13 protein-coding genes and 1 tRNA gene are annotated in these 13659 nt (G+C 61.6%); 1 reads left to right on the forward strand and 13 read right to left on the reverse strand.

Annotated elements, in window-relative coordinates:
* Positions 1–10: 10 nt before the first annotated feature.
* The 9 genes from P3T40_RS32665 to P3T40_RS32705 form a co-directional block, all read right to left on the reverse strand.
* Positions 11–490 (reverse strand): NuoB/complex I 20 kDa subunit family protein, encoded by a 480-nt coding sequence (locus P3T40_RS32665; protein WP_006052903.1) that lies wholly within the window; start codon positions 488–490, stop codon positions 11–13.
* Between the two features lie 63 nt (positions 491–553).
* On the reverse strand, positions 554–913 hold the full coding sequence (locus P3T40_RS32670) for an NADH-quinone oxidoreductase subunit A (protein ID WP_137954531.1): 360 nt from the start codon (positions 911–913) through the stop codon (positions 554–556).
* 160 nt (positions 914–1073) lie between these two features.
* Positions 1074–1158, reverse strand: a tRNA-Leu gene (locus tag P3T40_RS32675).
* Between the two features lie 111 nt (positions 1159–1269).
* On the reverse strand, positions 1270–1647 hold the full coding sequence (secG, locus tag P3T40_RS32680; RefSeq protein ID WP_429271853.1) for a preprotein translocase subunit SecG: 378 nt from the start codon (positions 1645–1647) through the stop codon (positions 1270–1272).
* Positions 1648–1728: 81 nt separating this feature from the next.
* Positions 1729–2502 carry a triose-phosphate isomerase gene (tpiA, locus tag P3T40_RS32685; RefSeq protein ID WP_429271854.1) on the reverse strand — a complete coding sequence of 258 codons (774 nt, stop codon included), beginning with the start codon at positions 2500–2502 and terminating at the stop codon, positions 1729–1731.
* 269 nt (positions 2503–2771) lie between these two features.
* Complete coding sequence (locus P3T40_RS32690) at positions 2772–3785, reverse strand: NAD(P)H-quinone oxidoreductase (protein WP_429271855.1); 1014 nt, start codon at positions 3783–3785, stop codon at positions 2772–2774.
* A 127-nt stretch (positions 3786–3912) separates the two neighbouring features.
* Positions 3913–6060: a polyribonucleotide nucleotidyltransferase gene (gene pnp, locus P3T40_RS32695; RefSeq protein ID WP_429271856.1), complete on the reverse strand. Its 2148-nt coding sequence runs from the start codon at positions 6058–6060 to the stop codon at positions 3913–3915.
* 304 nt (positions 6061–6364) lie between these two features.
* A complete protein-coding gene (rpsO, locus tag P3T40_RS32700) occupies positions 6365–6637 on the reverse strand; it encodes a 30S ribosomal protein S15 (protein WP_074265315.1) in 273 nt (90 codons plus the stop codon).
* 221 nt (positions 6638–6858) lie between these two features.
* The gene (locus P3T40_RS32705; protein WP_429271857.1) at positions 6859–8157 is read right to left on the reverse strand and encodes a branched-chain amino acid ABC transporter substrate-binding protein; all 1299 of its coding nucleotides are present in this window, start codon (positions 8155–8157) and stop codon (positions 6859–6861) included.
* A 171-nt stretch (positions 8158–8328) separates the two neighbouring features.
* On the opposite strand from P3T40_RS32705, the gene P3T40_RS32710 reads away from it, so the two are divergent.
* Positions 8329–8889, forward strand: a complete 561-nt coding sequence (locus P3T40_RS32710; protein WP_429271858.1) for a hypothetical protein — start codon at positions 8329–8331, stop codon at positions 8887–8889.
* Between the two features lie 97 nt (positions 8890–8986).
* Here P3T40_RS32710 and P3T40_RS32715 read toward each other — a convergent pair whose 3' ends face one another.
* The 4 genes from P3T40_RS32715 to ilvC form a co-directional block, all read right to left on the reverse strand.
* Positions 8987–10540, reverse strand: coding sequence for a 2-isopropylmalate synthase (locus tag P3T40_RS32715; protein WP_429271859.1), 1554 nt, complete (start codon positions 10538–10540; stop codon positions 8987–8989).
* 390 nt (positions 10541–10930) lie between these two features.
* Positions 10931–11800, reverse strand: coding sequence for a CDP-diacylglycerol--serine O-phosphatidyltransferase (gene pssA / locus P3T40_RS32720; RefSeq protein WP_429271860.1), 870 nt, complete (start codon positions 11798–11800; stop codon positions 10931–10933).
* Positions 11801–11824: 24 nt separating this feature from the next.
* The gene (locus tag P3T40_RS32725; RefSeq protein WP_144155799.1) at positions 11825–12469 is read right to left on the reverse strand and encodes a phosphatidylserine decarboxylase; all 645 of its coding nucleotides are present in this window, start codon (positions 12467–12469) and stop codon (positions 11825–11827) included.
* A 136-nt stretch (positions 12470–12605) separates the two neighbouring features.
* Positions 12606–13622 carry a ketol-acid reductoisomerase gene (gene ilvC / locus P3T40_RS32730; RefSeq protein ID WP_429271861.1) on the reverse strand — a complete coding sequence of 339 codons (1017 nt, stop codon included), beginning with the start codon at positions 13620–13622 and terminating at the stop codon, positions 12606–12608.
* Positions 13623–13659: the final 37 nt, after the last annotated feature.

Here is a 13659-nt window from a genome sequence, read left to right on the forward strand (position 1 = left end):
AGGTTCTGCCTTATTGACGGGCGATAGTGTTGGTGCGACGGATCTTCGCCTGTAGCTGGATCACGCCGTAGACCAGCGCTTCCGCAGTCGGCGGGCAACCCGGCACATAGACGTCGACCGGAACGATTCGATCGCAACCACGAACCACTGAATACGAATAGTGATAGTAGCCGCCGCCGTTCGCGCACGAACCCATCGAGATCACCCAGCGCGGTTCGGCCATCTGGTCGTACACCTTGCGCAGAGCGGGCGCCATCTTGTTGCACAGCGTGCCGGCGACGATCATCACATCCGACTGACGCGGACTCGGACGAAACACCACGCCGAAACGGTCGAGGTCATAACGGGCTGCACCCGCATGCATCATCTCGACCGCGCAACACGCAAGGCCGAACGTCATCGGCCACAGGGAGCCGGTGCGCGTCCAGTTGATCAGCTTGTCAGCCGTCGTGGTGACAAACCCTTCCTTCAAGACCCCTTCGATACTCATTTGCTTTCCACTCCAGACGGGGCGGCTAGCACTCGCCACCCACGCAAACCGGCGATTAATCCATCATTCCCAGTCGAGGCCGCCCTTCTTCCAGATATAGGCGAAGCCCAGCAGGAATTCGAGCAGGAAAATCATCATTGCCATGAAGCCGGGCCAACCGATGTCGCGAAGGGCTACGCCCCAAGGAAACAGGAACGCGGTTTCAAGATCGAAAATGATGAAGAGAATGGCGACGAGATAGTAGCGCACATCGAATTTCATGCGCGCATCTTCGAATGCTTCGAAGCCGCACTCGTACGGTGCGTTCTTCTCGGTATCGGGCTTGCTCGGACCGAGGATCTTGCCAATACTGACCAGTGCTACGCCTAAACCAGTGCCCACCAGGAGGAACAACAAGACGGGGTAATAGGCTGCGAGGTTCAAGACTATCCTCAATCGGTTGGTTCTGAGTGCCGCCAGGGACAGGATCACCCGGCACGAAATCACTTCGGCGCGCTTGACGCCGCAAGCTTAACGCAAACACCAAGCAGAAGCGAAAATGCCAGCCGAAGCGAAGCAAGCGGCTGGCATTTTTAGATAACATTGGTGCCGACGGCGAGACTCGAACTCGCACAGCTTTCGCCACTACCCCCTCAAGATAGCGTGTCTACCAATTTCACCACGTCGGCACTACTGCAATCCGGGAAATCAACTTGTAAAACCCGCGAATCGCTTCAAGACTTGAATTGTAACTGGTTTAAGCAGTTTGTTCAACGCACCACAGCCACTTTTTCCGAAAATTATTTCGGCACGTCCTGGCCCGGCGTCGATGCGGGCGCTGCCGGCACCGCACCCGATGCACCGGCCGGCGCTGCTGCGGACGACGCTGCAACCGGAGCGGTCGCTACCGTGCCGAGCAAGCCTGCAGAAGGCTTGGCGTGATACGAGCCGAGGTACGTAAGGGTCAGCGTGCTGATAAAAAAGATCGCTGCGAGCACTGCGGTGGTACGTGAAAGGAAGTTCGCCGAACCCGTCGCACCGAACAGACTGCCCGATGCGCCGCTGCCGAAAGCAGCGCCCATATCTGCGCCCTTACCGTGCTGCAGCAACACGAGGCCGATGACCCCAAGCGCCGACAACAACTGAACGACGATAATCAATGTTTTCAAAACCAGCATCACACTCACCTGAGTCTTTATTTAATCGCGCGGTACAAAGCGCACCGCGCGCAATGGGTCTTCCTCACCCGGGCACCCTGCTTACTGCGTGACGCTCACCGCGCCTGCCGCCCTGCAGATTGCCAGGAAATCCTGGTCTTTCAACGACGCGCCGCCAATCAGGCCACCGTCGATATCCGGCTGACGGAACAACTCTTCCGCGTTCTCCGGCTTCACGCTACCGCCATACAAAAGTGCTACGTCTGGCGCACCCTTCGCGACGAGACGCGCACGCAGAAACGCATGAACATCCTGCGCCTGTTGCGACGTGGCGCTCTTACCGGTGCCGATTGCCCAAACAGGCTCGTACGCAACGATAAGGCGCGCTGCCTCTTCGGACGACAACTTCGCCAGCACTTCATCCAGTTGCAGGCCGACCACCTGCTGGGTCTTGCCGGTGTCACGCTCTTCGAGCGTTTCACCAACGCAGACGATTGGCGTCAAACCCGCTTCGAGCACACGCTGCGTCTTGACGGCCACCAGTTCCGCGCTTTCGCGGTGATACGCCCGACGCTCCGAGTGCCCGACGATCGCCAGCGACGAACCGAAGTCCACTGCCATTGGCGCGGCCACTTCGCCAGTGTAGGCGCCCTCGGTGTAGGCCGAAACATCCTGCACGCCCCACACAACGCGACTGCCTTCCAGCAGTGCCTGCGCCTGCGCGAGATACGGACTCGGCACACAGACTCCAACCCGCACGTTGTCCGGCAGTGCATCGGCTCCCTGCGCGACGCCCCGGAGGAGAACCGCGTTCCCGGCAAGCCGCCCGTGCATCTTCCAGTTACCGACTACCAGCTTCGCTCGTTGTTTCGACATCGTCTCGTTTTGCCGTTTCGTCTTGCAGTGGCGGCGGACCCGGTTTGCGCCGGGTTTGCACCTCTCATTTGCAACGTTACTCTCCGCCTTCCAGAATCATGCGGCGCACGCAAAACACGCAATTTTACTGTGAGCAGACGGACCGGGTCAAACCGGCCGTGTCAACCCGGCCGTGTCAACCCGTCCGTGGCCAGCACGCGTAACCACTTACGACTTGCTCTGCCCTGCAACACCCATGCTGCCCACCGCCCACACCGTTAGCCGGCCAGTTACGCGCCGGCCCAATCCAACATGATCTTGCCGACATGCGTGCTGCTTTCCATTAACGCGTGCGCTTCGGCGGCTTGCGCAGCCGGGAACACCTTGTAGATCACCGGCTTGATCCGGCCGTCCTCGAGGTGCGGCCACACCCTGGCCTTGAGCTGGGCCGCGATCTTCGCCTTGAATTCGACAGGGCGCGGACGCAATGTCGAGCCGGTTATCGTCAGACGACGGCGCAGGATCTCGTGCAGACTCAGCTCCGCCTTCGCACCGCCCAACGTCGCGATCAGCACGATCCGGCCACCATCGGCGAGCGCGGTCAACTCGCGCGGTACGTAGCTGCCGGCAACCATGTCGAGAATTACGTCGACACCGCGATCGTTCGTCAGCGACTTGAGGACTTCGACGAAATCCTCGGTTTTATAGTTGATCCCACGCTCCGCGCCGAGTTGCTCGCAGGCGCGGCACTTGTCGTCCGACCCCGCAGTCGCAAAAACGCGAAAACCCAACGCATGGGCGATCTGGATCGCCGTCACGCCAATACCGCTAGAACCGCCCTGCACTAGCAGCGTTTCGTTCGGGGCGCCCTCGCCCGCGCCGAGTTGCGCGCGTTCGAACACATTGCTCCAGACGGTGAAAAACGTTTCCGGCAACGACGCCGCCTCAATATCCGACAGCCCCTGCGGCACCGGCAGACATTGCGCGAGCGGCGCGGCCGCATACTCCGCGTAACCGCCGCCCGCCAGCAACGCACAGACACGATCACCCATCTTCAGGCCGAACGGGTTGTGCTTCTCGTCGATCGTCCCACCGACGATTTCACCCGCCACTTCCAGCCCCGGCAGATCCGACGCGCCCGGCGGCGGCGCGTAGCCGCCCTTGCGCTGGAACACGTCCGGGCGATTCACGCCCGAGGCCGCCACCTTGATCAGCACCTCACCCGCTTTCAACTGCGGCGTGGGCCGCTCCGCGAGCTTCAGGACTTCCGGCGCTCCGAATTCGGTAATTTCGATCGCTTTCATCTGCGTCACCTCCAAGGTTTGGATTGGACTGCAAACCCGACCTTAGCCCTGTTTGCAATGCGATCCACCCTGCATGAAAAACGGCCGGCGCGCATTCACGCTGCCGGCCGTTTCCTACCTTACCGCATTACTGCGGAGTCGGTTCGCTTTGCGGTGCACCCGACGCTGCGTCGTTTAGCAACGCCTTCGCCGACAAGCGCACGCGGCCCTTCTCGTCCGTCTGGATGACCTTGACCTTCACCTGCTGACCGTCTTTGAGGTAGTCGTTGATGTCCTTGATACGCTCGTTGGCGATTTCGGAGATGTGCAACAGACCGTCCTTGCCCGGCAGGATGTTCACGATCGCGCCGAAATCGAGCAGCTTGAGCACGGTGCCTTCGTAGACCTGGCCCACTTCGACTTCCAGCGTGATGTTCTCGATACGCTTCTTCGCTTCGGCCATGCCTTCGCTGCTGGTGCTGGCGATAGTGACGATGCCGTCGTCCGAAATATCGATCGTCGTGCCGGTTTCTTCGGTCAGCGCGCGGATCACCGAACCACCCTTGCCGATCACGTCGCGGATCTTTTCCGGGTTGATCTTGATGGTGATCATGCGCGGTGCGAACTCCGACAGTTGCGTGTTCGCGCCGGACACAGCCGCCGTCATCTTGCCGAGGATGTGCAGACGGCCTTCCTTCGCTTGCGCGAGGGCGACCTGCATAATTTCCTTGGTGATGCCCTGGATCTTGATGTCCATCTGCAGGGCGGTCACGCCGTTCTCGGTGCCCGCTACCTTGAAGTCCATGTCGCCGAGGTGATCTTCGTCGCCGAGGATGTCAGTCAGGACGGCAAACTTGTTGCCTTCGAGGATCAGGCCCATCGCGATACCGGCGACGTGCGCCTTCATCGGCACGCCGGCGTCCATCAGTGCGAGGCAGCCGCCACAAACCGAGGCCATCGACGACGAACCGTTCGATTCGGTGATTTCCGACACGACGCGGATCGAGTAGCCGAATTCGTCGGCGCTCGGCAGGCAGGCAGCCAGTGCGCGCTTCGCCAGACGGCCGTGACCGATTTCACGGCGCTTCGGCGAACCGACGCGGCCCGTTTCGCCGGTCGCGAACGGAGGCATGTTGTAGTGGAGCATGAAGCGTTCGCGGTACTCTCCTTCGAGCGCGTCGATGTTCTGCTCATCGCCCTTGGTGCCGAGCGTTGCGACCACCAGTGCCTGCGTTTCGCCGCGTGTGAACAGCGCCGAACCGTGGGTACGCGGCAGCACGCCGGTACGGATTTCGATCGGGCGCACGGTGCGCGTGTCGCGGCCGTCGATACGCGGTTCGCCGTCCAGAATCTGTGTACGGACGATCTTCGCTTCGATGTCGAACAGCACGTTGCCGACGCTGGCCTTGTCTGCTGCAATCGTACCGGCTGCAGCCGCTTCTTCTTCCAGCTTCGCCGACGTCGCTGCGTAGACTTCCTTCAACTTGGTCGAACGCGCTTGCTTGTCGCGGATCTGATAGGCCGCGAGCAGGTCGGCTTGCGCCAGTTCCGACACGCGAGCGATCAGCGGCTCGTTCTTGGCAGCCGGCTTCCAGTCCCATTCCGGCTTGCCGCCTTCACGGACCAGCTCATGGATCGCGTCGATCGCGATCTGCATTTGCTCGTGACCGAACACCACTGCGCCGAGCATCACTTCTTCGCTCAGTTGTTGCGCTTCCGATTCCACCATCAGCACCGCGCGTTCGGTACCGGCGACGATCAGGTCGAGCGCCGATTCCTTCATTTGCGGACGCGTCGGGTTCAACACGTATTCGTTGTTGATGTAAGCCACGCGTGCAGCGCCGACCGGGCCGTTGAACGGCAGACCGGACACAGCAAGCGCCGCCGACGCGCCGATCAGCGCGGGGATGTCAGCGGGGATTTCGGGGTTCAGCGACAGGACGTGGATCACCACCTGGACTTCGTTGTAGAAGCCTTCGGGGAACAGCGGGCGCAGCGGACGGTCGATCAGGCGCGAGATCAGCGTTTCGCCTTCCGACGGACGGCCTTCGCGACGGAAGAAACCACCAGGGATCTTGCCGGCGGCGTAGGTCTTTTCGAGGTAGTCGACGGTCAGCGGAAAGAAATCCTGGCCCGGCTTGGCGGTCTTGGCACCGACCACAGTGGCCAGCACAACGGTATCTTCGACGTCGACAATCACAGCACCGCTTGCCTGACGAGCGACTTCGCCCGTTTCGAGGCGAACGTTATGTTGGCCCCACTTAAATTCTTTGACGATTTTATTGAACATAGTCATTTTTTCGCTCCATCGTTATGCCGCGCGGACCAGAAGCGGCGCGGCAACGCCAGGACCGGTGCCCCATGGGAAGAGGAGTGTTATGCCATTCCAGAGAACCACGCTGATGCGCGAACCGCTGGAATGACACAAAGCTCTGCCCTGAAGCCCGGCTGTGTTGGGTGTTGCCCGCTGCATGAACCGTCACGCTACTGCGGACAACTATCGGCGCACCTCACATGAAGCGCACCGTTCAAAAACAAAATGCCTGTATCAGTGAAACTGACACAGGCATCTTGCTGAGAGCGCCTTACTGCGCGCCCAATTACTTACGCAGACCCAGCTTCTCGATCAGTGCGCGGTAACGGTCCGCGTCCTTACCCTTCAGGTAGTCGAGCAGCTTACGACGGCGGCTCACCATGCGCAGCAAACCGCGGCGGCTGTGGTGATCCTTCGTGTGGGCCTTGAAGTGAACGGTCAGTTCGTTGATACGGGTCGTCAGCAGAGCGACCTGAACTTCGGGGGAGCCGGTGTCGTTAGCAGCGCGTGCGAATTGCGCAACGACTTCGGACTTCTTGCTTGTTTCAACTGCGGTCATATCGATTTCCTTAGGAACTAGACAGGCGGTCACGGAAGAAAGGCCGTGCCGTGGGTTACAACGAGGCGCGTATTGTAGCACAGCCTGCCGAGCCCGCGAACCCGGGTCTTATGGCCGGGATTCGGGCCGCGATTCGGCCTGGATTCGCGGATAGCCTGAGCCACCGGTTGCTGTGAGCGCCCAAGGCTTGCCGGGTAGCGCCCTGCCCCTTTCAAAGCGCGTCAGGGCCGCGTCATCCGGCAGGTCGTCGGCAAGACGGTGCGCTCGGGCGGCAGCGCCAGCACCGTGCGGAAGCCGTAACCCGAACCCTCGTTATCAAAGCGCACGCCCGGCGTGCCGGCCTTGTCCATCTCCATCACATAAAGGGGCTGGATCATTTGATGATCGTCGGCACGCATCCACAATGGGTGGAAGCCGTTGTCGAACTTCATCCCCTCCAGCGTCTTGGCGACCGCCTCCGGCTCCGCGCTGCCGGCCTTGTTCATGGCCGCGGCGAGCATTTCGATCATCAGTTCCATGCGCAGCACGGGGTAGTCATCCTGAGCGGCCGGGTAACGGGCGCGGAACGCCTTGTACCAGGCGTCCGAGGCGGCGCCGCCCGCATTAGGATGCCAGTCGGCCACCGCGACCACCCGCTTGACACCGGCGTCGCCGAGCGCAGCCGGCGCGCCGAGGCTGTTGCCGTAGAACGTGTAGAACTTGGTGTCGAGGCCTTGCTCACGCGCGGCCTTGACGAGAAGCGTCAGGTCATTGCCCCAGTTGCCCGTCACGACCGCATCCGCCCCGCTCGCGCGGATCTTCGCGACGTAGGGTGCGAAATCCTTCACGCGGCCAATCGGGTGAAACTCGTCGCCGACGATCGCGATGTCCGGGCGCTTGGCCGCCAGCGCCGAGCGTGCCAAGGCGCTGACGTCGTGGCCGAAGCTGTAGTCCTGGTTCAGCAGGTAGACCTTCTTGACCGACGGGTCGTGCTGGATCACATCAGCCAGCGCCTCCATGCGCATGCCGGCATGCGCGTCGAAACGGAAATGCCAGAAGCTGCAGGCCGCGTTGGTCAGCGCGGGATCGTCGGCGGAATAGTTGAGGAACAGCTCGCGGTTGTCGGGCTCGCGGCTGTTCTGCTTTTCAATCGCGCCGATCAACGCCGCCGCCACGGCCGAACTGTTGCCCTGCAGGATGTAGCCGATATGCCGGTCCGCCGCCGCCCGCAGTTGCAACAGCGCCTGCTCGGGGCTGCCCTTGCTGTCCAGCACGACGAGTTCTAAAGGATGCTCGCCATCAGCCAGCTTCACGCCACCGTGCGCATTCACCGTCTCGACGCCAAAACGCAGATTGCGCTCCACCGCCGCTCCGGCGTTCGCGAACGGACCCGACATGCCTTCGATCAGCGCGAGCTGGATCGGTTTGCCGCCCGGTGCCGCACTCGAGGACGATGCGCCCGTCTCGCCCGCCGCATACGTGCCCGTCATCACAACCGCTGCCAGCGCCGCCGCCACGACGCGCCCCCACTTCGCCGCCATGCGCAGCTCCTCTGAATCGTCCGAAGCGCGGATCATAGGGCGGCCGGTGTGGAATAAGCAAGCCGCCTGCGGCGTTAAGTAATCGTGGTTGCACAATCTTTTGCCGCCCCGCGTGTCAAAATATTGTGTTTCGATGATAAAAACCGCCATCAAATGCCATCGGAGGAAGTCATGTTTACCCGCCTCACATCCGCGTTCGCCTCGACCGTTGCATCGGCACGGCGGCGTGGGAATCTGCGGCACGCCGCGCTCGCCGGCATCGGCGCGCTGCTGCTCGCGGGCTGCGCCCAGCCGTGGCAGCAGTTCCAGCAGGGCGAGGACGAGTCCACCATCGTCGCGAAGCTCGGCACGCCGCGCGAAGTCTACGATCTACCCAACGGCGGCAAACGTCTGATGTGGCCCACCCAGCCAATGGGTGAAACCACTACCGCAGCCGACATCGACGGCTCCGGCAAGATCGTCAACGTGCGCCAGGTGTTGCAGCCCAACGAGTTCTATAAGGCTCAAATCGGCACGTGGACCAAGAGCGATGTGCTGGTCAATTTCGGCCGTCCGGTCGAGACCTCCTATTACCCGCTGATGAAGCGCGAGGTCTGGACCTATCGCTACCTGGAAGACAACGTCTGGTACATGATGTACAGCTTTTATTTCGACGATCAGGGCATACTGCGAACCACCCAGAAAACGCCTGATCCGCTGCACGATCCGGACCGCCGCAGCAACTTCTTCTAGGCCCGGCGCGCGTTTTCAGGCCTGATGTGATAAGGCCCTCGCCATTGTGTGGCGAGGGCCTTTTTTGTGTGCCGCGGCGCGGATCGCGCCGCTGGCCTTACACGCCTTCCGAACGCTGCGGATTGACCTTTTCCACGTTCGAATGCAGTTTGTTGAGCGCCGAGATATACGCCTTCGCGGACGCCGCGACGATATCCGGATCGGTGCCCACGCCGTTCACGATGCGCCCGCTCTTCGACAGCCGCACGGTCACTTCGCCCTGCGCCTGGGTGCCGGTCGTAATCGCGTTTACCGAGTACAGCAGCAGCTCGGAGCCGCTGCCGACTTCCGTTTCGATCGCGTTCAGCGTGGCATCCACCGGGCCATTGCCGCGTGCTTCGCCGGTCACTTCCTTGCCTTCGACCGTGAACACGACGCGCGCATGCGGCTGCTCACCCGTTTCCGAGTGCTGGGCGAGCGACAGGAACTGGTAGTGCTCCTTCTGCTGCGCTTCTGCCGATTCTTCGGTAACGATCGCGATGATGTCTTCGTCGAAAATCTCCGACTTGCGATCGGCCAGTTCCTTGAAGCGTGCGAACGCGGTGTTCAACTCAGCTTCGCTTTCCAGCGAAACGCCGAGCTCCTGCAGACGCTGCTTGAACGCGTTGCGGCCCGAGAGCTTGCCGAGCACGATCTTGTTCGCACTCCAGCCCACATCTTCGGCACGCATGATTTCGTAGGTATCGCGCGCCTTCAGCACGCCGTCCTGGTGGATGCCCGAGGCGTGCGCAAAGGCGTTTGCACCGACCACCGCCTTGTTCGGCTGCACCACGAAACCCGTGATCTGTGAGACGAGCTTCGAGGCCGGCACGATCTGCGTCGTGTCGATGCCGAGATCAAGGCCGAAGTAATCCTTGCGGGTCTTCACAGCCATCACGATTTCTTCGAGCGAGGTATTGCCCGCGCGCTCGCCGAGACCGTTGATCGTGCACTCCACCTGACGCGCACCGCCAATCTGCACCCCGGCAAGCGAATTCGCCACCGCCATGCCCAGGTCGTTGTGGCAGTGCACGGAGAACACCGCCTTGTCCGAATTCGGAATCCGTTCGCGCAGCGTCTTCACAAGCTGGCCGTACAGTTCCGGCACGCCATAGCCGACCGTATCCGCGATATTGATGGTCGTCGCACCTTCGGCGATCACCGCTTCCAGCACGCGGCACAGGAAATCCATGTCCGAGCGGCTGCCGTCTTCCGGCGAAAACTCCACGTCGTTGGTGAACTTGCGCGCGAACCGCACAGCGAGCTTCGCCTGCTCGAACACCTGATCCGGCGTCATGCGCAGCTTCTTCTCCATGTGCAGCGGCGAGGTTGCGATGAACGTGTGGATACGGAAATGATCGGCGGGTTTCAACGCATCGGCGGCGCGCTGGATGTCCTTGTCGTTGGCGCGGGCGAGCGAACAGACCGTGCTGTCCTTGATCATCGAGGCGATCGTGTGAATCGCGTCGAAGTCGCCGTTCGAGCTGGCCGCAAAGCCGGCTTCGATGATGTCCACCTTCATCCGCTCCAACTGCTTGGCGATGCGGATTTTCTCTTCCTTCGTCATCGACGCACCGGGCGATTGCTCGCCATCGCGCAATGTCGTGTCGAAAATGATCAGTTTGTCTGCCATCTCGGGTCTCCTCGGAGGATTCGGTCAAATACGGGGATCGAAAAACGAAATTCGGGTGTTTGCGCCACCGCAGGCGACGCCAAACAACGAACGAGGCAGACGGAGGGCGAAAACGATCAGCGCGTTAGGCGCGCTAGCGCTAGCACGCATAACGGCGCGCCGGCTTGAAGAGATTGGAAGGGGAACTGAAAAGTAACCATTCAACGACTATAGCGGCATTCCGGAAATCGTGCAATTGGCGGTGCGGGCGCGGCTACGGCCATCCACTGCGCGCGCCCAAACCAACCCGGGCGGCGCGCCGCACCAAAGAAGAACGGCAACCCGAAGGCTGCCGTTTTGATCGTCGTGAGACTGGGAGCGCCGGGGCCAGCAAGCTGGCCGCTCAGCGCGTCAGCGCTCGCGCTGCACCGAACGAGCCGGATTGGCCCGGCCCCGCAGCGCCTGGTAGCCCCAAAACACGTAGCCCGACAGGCCGTAGAGGACGAACAGGCCGAACAGCATCAGCGGCGGATCGGACGACACCAGCACGAACGCCATCACCACCAGCAGGATCACGCCGAACGGCACCCGGTGCCGCACGTCGAGCGCCTTGCCGCTGTAGAACGGCGCATTCGACACCATGGTCACGCCGGCATAGATGGTCAGCACAAACGCTACCCACGGTAGCCAAACCAGCTTGACCGGCACACGGTTGTCGGTAGCAAGCCACACGAAACCGGCGATCAACGCCGCTGCGGCCGGGCTCGGCATGCCCTGGAAGAAGCGCTTGTCGACCACGCCGATGTTCGTATTGAAGCGCGCGAGCCGCAGCGCAGCGCCCGAGCAATAGACGAACGCCGCAAGCCAGCCCCAGCGCCCGAGGTCCTTCAGCACCCATTCGTACATGACGAGCGCCGGTGCCACGCCGAACGAGACCATGTCAGAGAGGCTATCGAACTGTTCGCCGAACGCGCTTTGCGTATGTGTCATCCGCGCGACGCGGCCGTCCATGCCGTCGAGCACCATGGCGACGAAAATCGCAATTGCGGCGACCTCGAAGCGCACGTTCATGGCCTGCACCACCGCGAAGAAGCCGCAGAAGAGCGCGGCGGTCGTGAACGCGTTGGGCAGCAGATAAATGCCGCGCTTCCTCAGAAACTGCTGGCGCGCAGCGCGCCGGCTGTCGATCGGCCCCGCTTCCTGCACCATCGGCTTGTTGCGGCGAAACGGCCGCGGCTGCGCTGCAGCGGTGTTACGGGGACGACGCTTGAATGCGGCCATCGGATAAACCTCCTTCGTGCCGCTTTATAGTTCGAGTTCAGCCAGAATGGTCGACGAGGCCGAAACCTTCTCGCCGATCGACACGCGCGGACGGCTGCCCACCGGCAGATACACATCGACGCGCGAACCGAAGCGAATGAAACCATAGCGCTGGCCGCGCGTGAGCGGCTCGCCGGAACGCACGTAGCAAAGAATGCGCCGCGCGATCAGCCCGGCGATCTGCACCGACGTCACGGTATGACCGCTGGCCGTTTCGATCACCAGCGCGTTACGTTCGTTTTCGGTCGAGGCCTTGTCCACCGCGGCGTTCAGGTACGCGCCGGGAAAATATTCGACCTTCGAAATCGCGCCGTCCACCGGCGAGCGTTGCGAGTGAACATTGAACACGTTCATGAACACGCTGATTTTCAGCGCTTCACGATTGGCGTACGGATCATGCGTGGTTTCAACGGCGACAATGCGGCCGTCAGCCGGACACAGCACGGCATTGGCTTGTGTGGGGATGGGACGCGCCGGATCGCGGAAGAACTGCACGACGAAGATGAGCAGCAGCCAGAACAGCCAGGCAAAGCCGAATCCCGCGAAGGCTTGGATCAACAACGCAACGACGGCCGCGATGGCGATAAACGGCCAGCCTTCGCGCGCGATGATCGGATGAGGGTAATTCATGGATGGATTGGCTTCTGTATTTTTGTAAAACCGTAGGATAGCAAAAGCCGCCCAGGGTTCAGCACCCTTGGGCGGCTTTTTGCATTACCGGCGCCTGCGCCGAAGCGCCGCGACGGTCATGAGCGACGCAACTCGCTTAGTTCTTCGACTGGTCGACCAGCTTGTTCTTGGCGATCCACGGCATCATCGCACGCAGCTTCGCGCCGACCGTTTCGATCTGGTGTTCAGCCGTCAGGCGGCGGCGCGATTGCAGGGTCGGTGCGCCAGCCTTGTTTTCGATGATGAAGCTCTTGGCGTACTCGCCGGTCTGAATGTCGGTCAGCACTTGCTTCATCGCCTTCTTCGTTTCAGCCGTCACGATCTTCGGACCCGTCACGTACTCGCCGTATTCAGCGTTGTTCGAGATCGAGTAGTTCATGTTGGCGATGCCGCCTTCATAGATCAGGTCGACGATCAGCTTCAGTTCGTGCAGGCACTCGAAGTACGCCATTTCCGGCGCGTAGCCCGCTTCCACCAGCGTTTCGAAGCCAGCCTTGATCAGGTCGACCGTACCGCCGCACAGCACGGCTTGCTCGCCGAACAGGTCGGTTTCCGTTTCTTCGCGGAAGTTGGTTTCGATGATGCCGGCACGGCCACCGCCGTTCGCGGCTGCGTACGACAGCGCGATGTCACGTGCTGCGCCCGACTTGTCTTGCGCCACGGCGATCAGGTGGGGCACGCCGCCACCTTGCGTGTACGTACCGCGCACCGTGTGGCCCGGAGCCTTCGGGGCGATCATGATGACGTCAAGGTCAGCACGCGGAATGACTTGACCGTAGTGCACGTTGAAGCCGTGCGCGAAGGCGAGCGCTGCACCTTCCTTGGCGTTGCCATGCACTTCCTTGGCATAGACTTCGGCGATCTGCTCGTCCGGCAGCAGCATCATGACGACGTCTGCGCCCTTCACGGCTTCAGCCACTTCCTTGACCGCGAGGCCGGCGTTCTCAGCCTTGCTCCACGAAGCACCGCCCTTACGCAGGCCGACCGTCACGTTCACGCCGCTTTCCTTCAGGTTCAGCGCGTGAGCATGGCCTTGCGAGCCATAGCCGATGATGGTGACTTGCTTGCCCTTGATGAGGGAGAGGTCGGCGTCCTTGTCGTAGAAAACTTTCATGTCAGTTCCTTGGCTAAATTCAGTGAAATCGGTGAAA

Source organism: Paraburkholderia sp. EB58 (assembly GCF_050436665.1).
Lineage (GTDB): Bacteria > Pseudomonadota > Gammaproteobacteria > Burkholderiales > Burkholderiaceae > Paraburkholderia.

Coding starts and splice junctions, on each gene's coding strand:
- P3T40_RS32690 (WP_429271855.1), bottom strand. CDS start 3,785: ATGAAAGCGATCGAAATTACCGAATTCGGAGCGCCGGAAGTCCTGAAG.
- P3T40_RS32725 (WP_144155799.1), bottom strand. CDS start 12,469: ATGAATTACCCTCATCCGATCATCGCGCGCGAAGGCTGGCCGTTTATC.
- secG (WP_429271853.1), bottom strand. CDS start 1,647: ATGCTGGTTTTGAAAACATTGATTATCGTCGTTCAGTTGTTGTCGGCG.
- P3T40_RS32705 (WP_429271857.1), bottom strand. CDS start 8,157: ATGGCGGCGAAGTGGGGGCGCGTCGTGGCGGCGGCGCTGGCAGCGGTT.
- rpsO (WP_074265315.1), bottom strand. CDS start 6,637: ATGACCGCAGTTGAAACAAGCAAGAAGTCCGAAGTCGTTGCGCAATTC.
- P3T40_RS32715 (WP_429271859.1), bottom strand. CDS start 10,540: ATGGCAGACAAACTGATCATTTTCGACACGACATTGCGCGATGGCGAG.
- pssA (WP_429271860.1), bottom strand. CDS start 11,800: ATGGCCGCATTCAAGCGTCGTCCCCGTAACACCGCTGCAGCGCAGCCG.
- ilvC (WP_429271861.1), bottom strand. CDS start 13,622: ATGAAAGTTTTCTACGACAAGGACGCCGACCTCTCCCTCATCAAGGGC.
- pnp (WP_429271856.1), bottom strand. CDS start 6,060: ATGACTATGTTCAATAAAATCGTCAAAGAATTTAAGTGGGGCCAACAT.
- P3T40_RS32665 (WP_006052903.1), bottom strand. CDS start 490: ATGAGTATCGAAGGGGTCTTGAAGGAAGGGTTTGTCACCACGACGGCT.
- tpiA (WP_429271854.1), bottom strand. CDS start 2,502: ATGTCGAAACAACGAGCGAAGCTGGTAGTCGGTAACTGGAAGATGCAC.
- P3T40_RS32710 (WP_429271858.1), top strand. CDS start 8,329: ATGTTTACCCGCCTCACATCCGCGTTCGCCTCGACCGTTGCATCGGCA.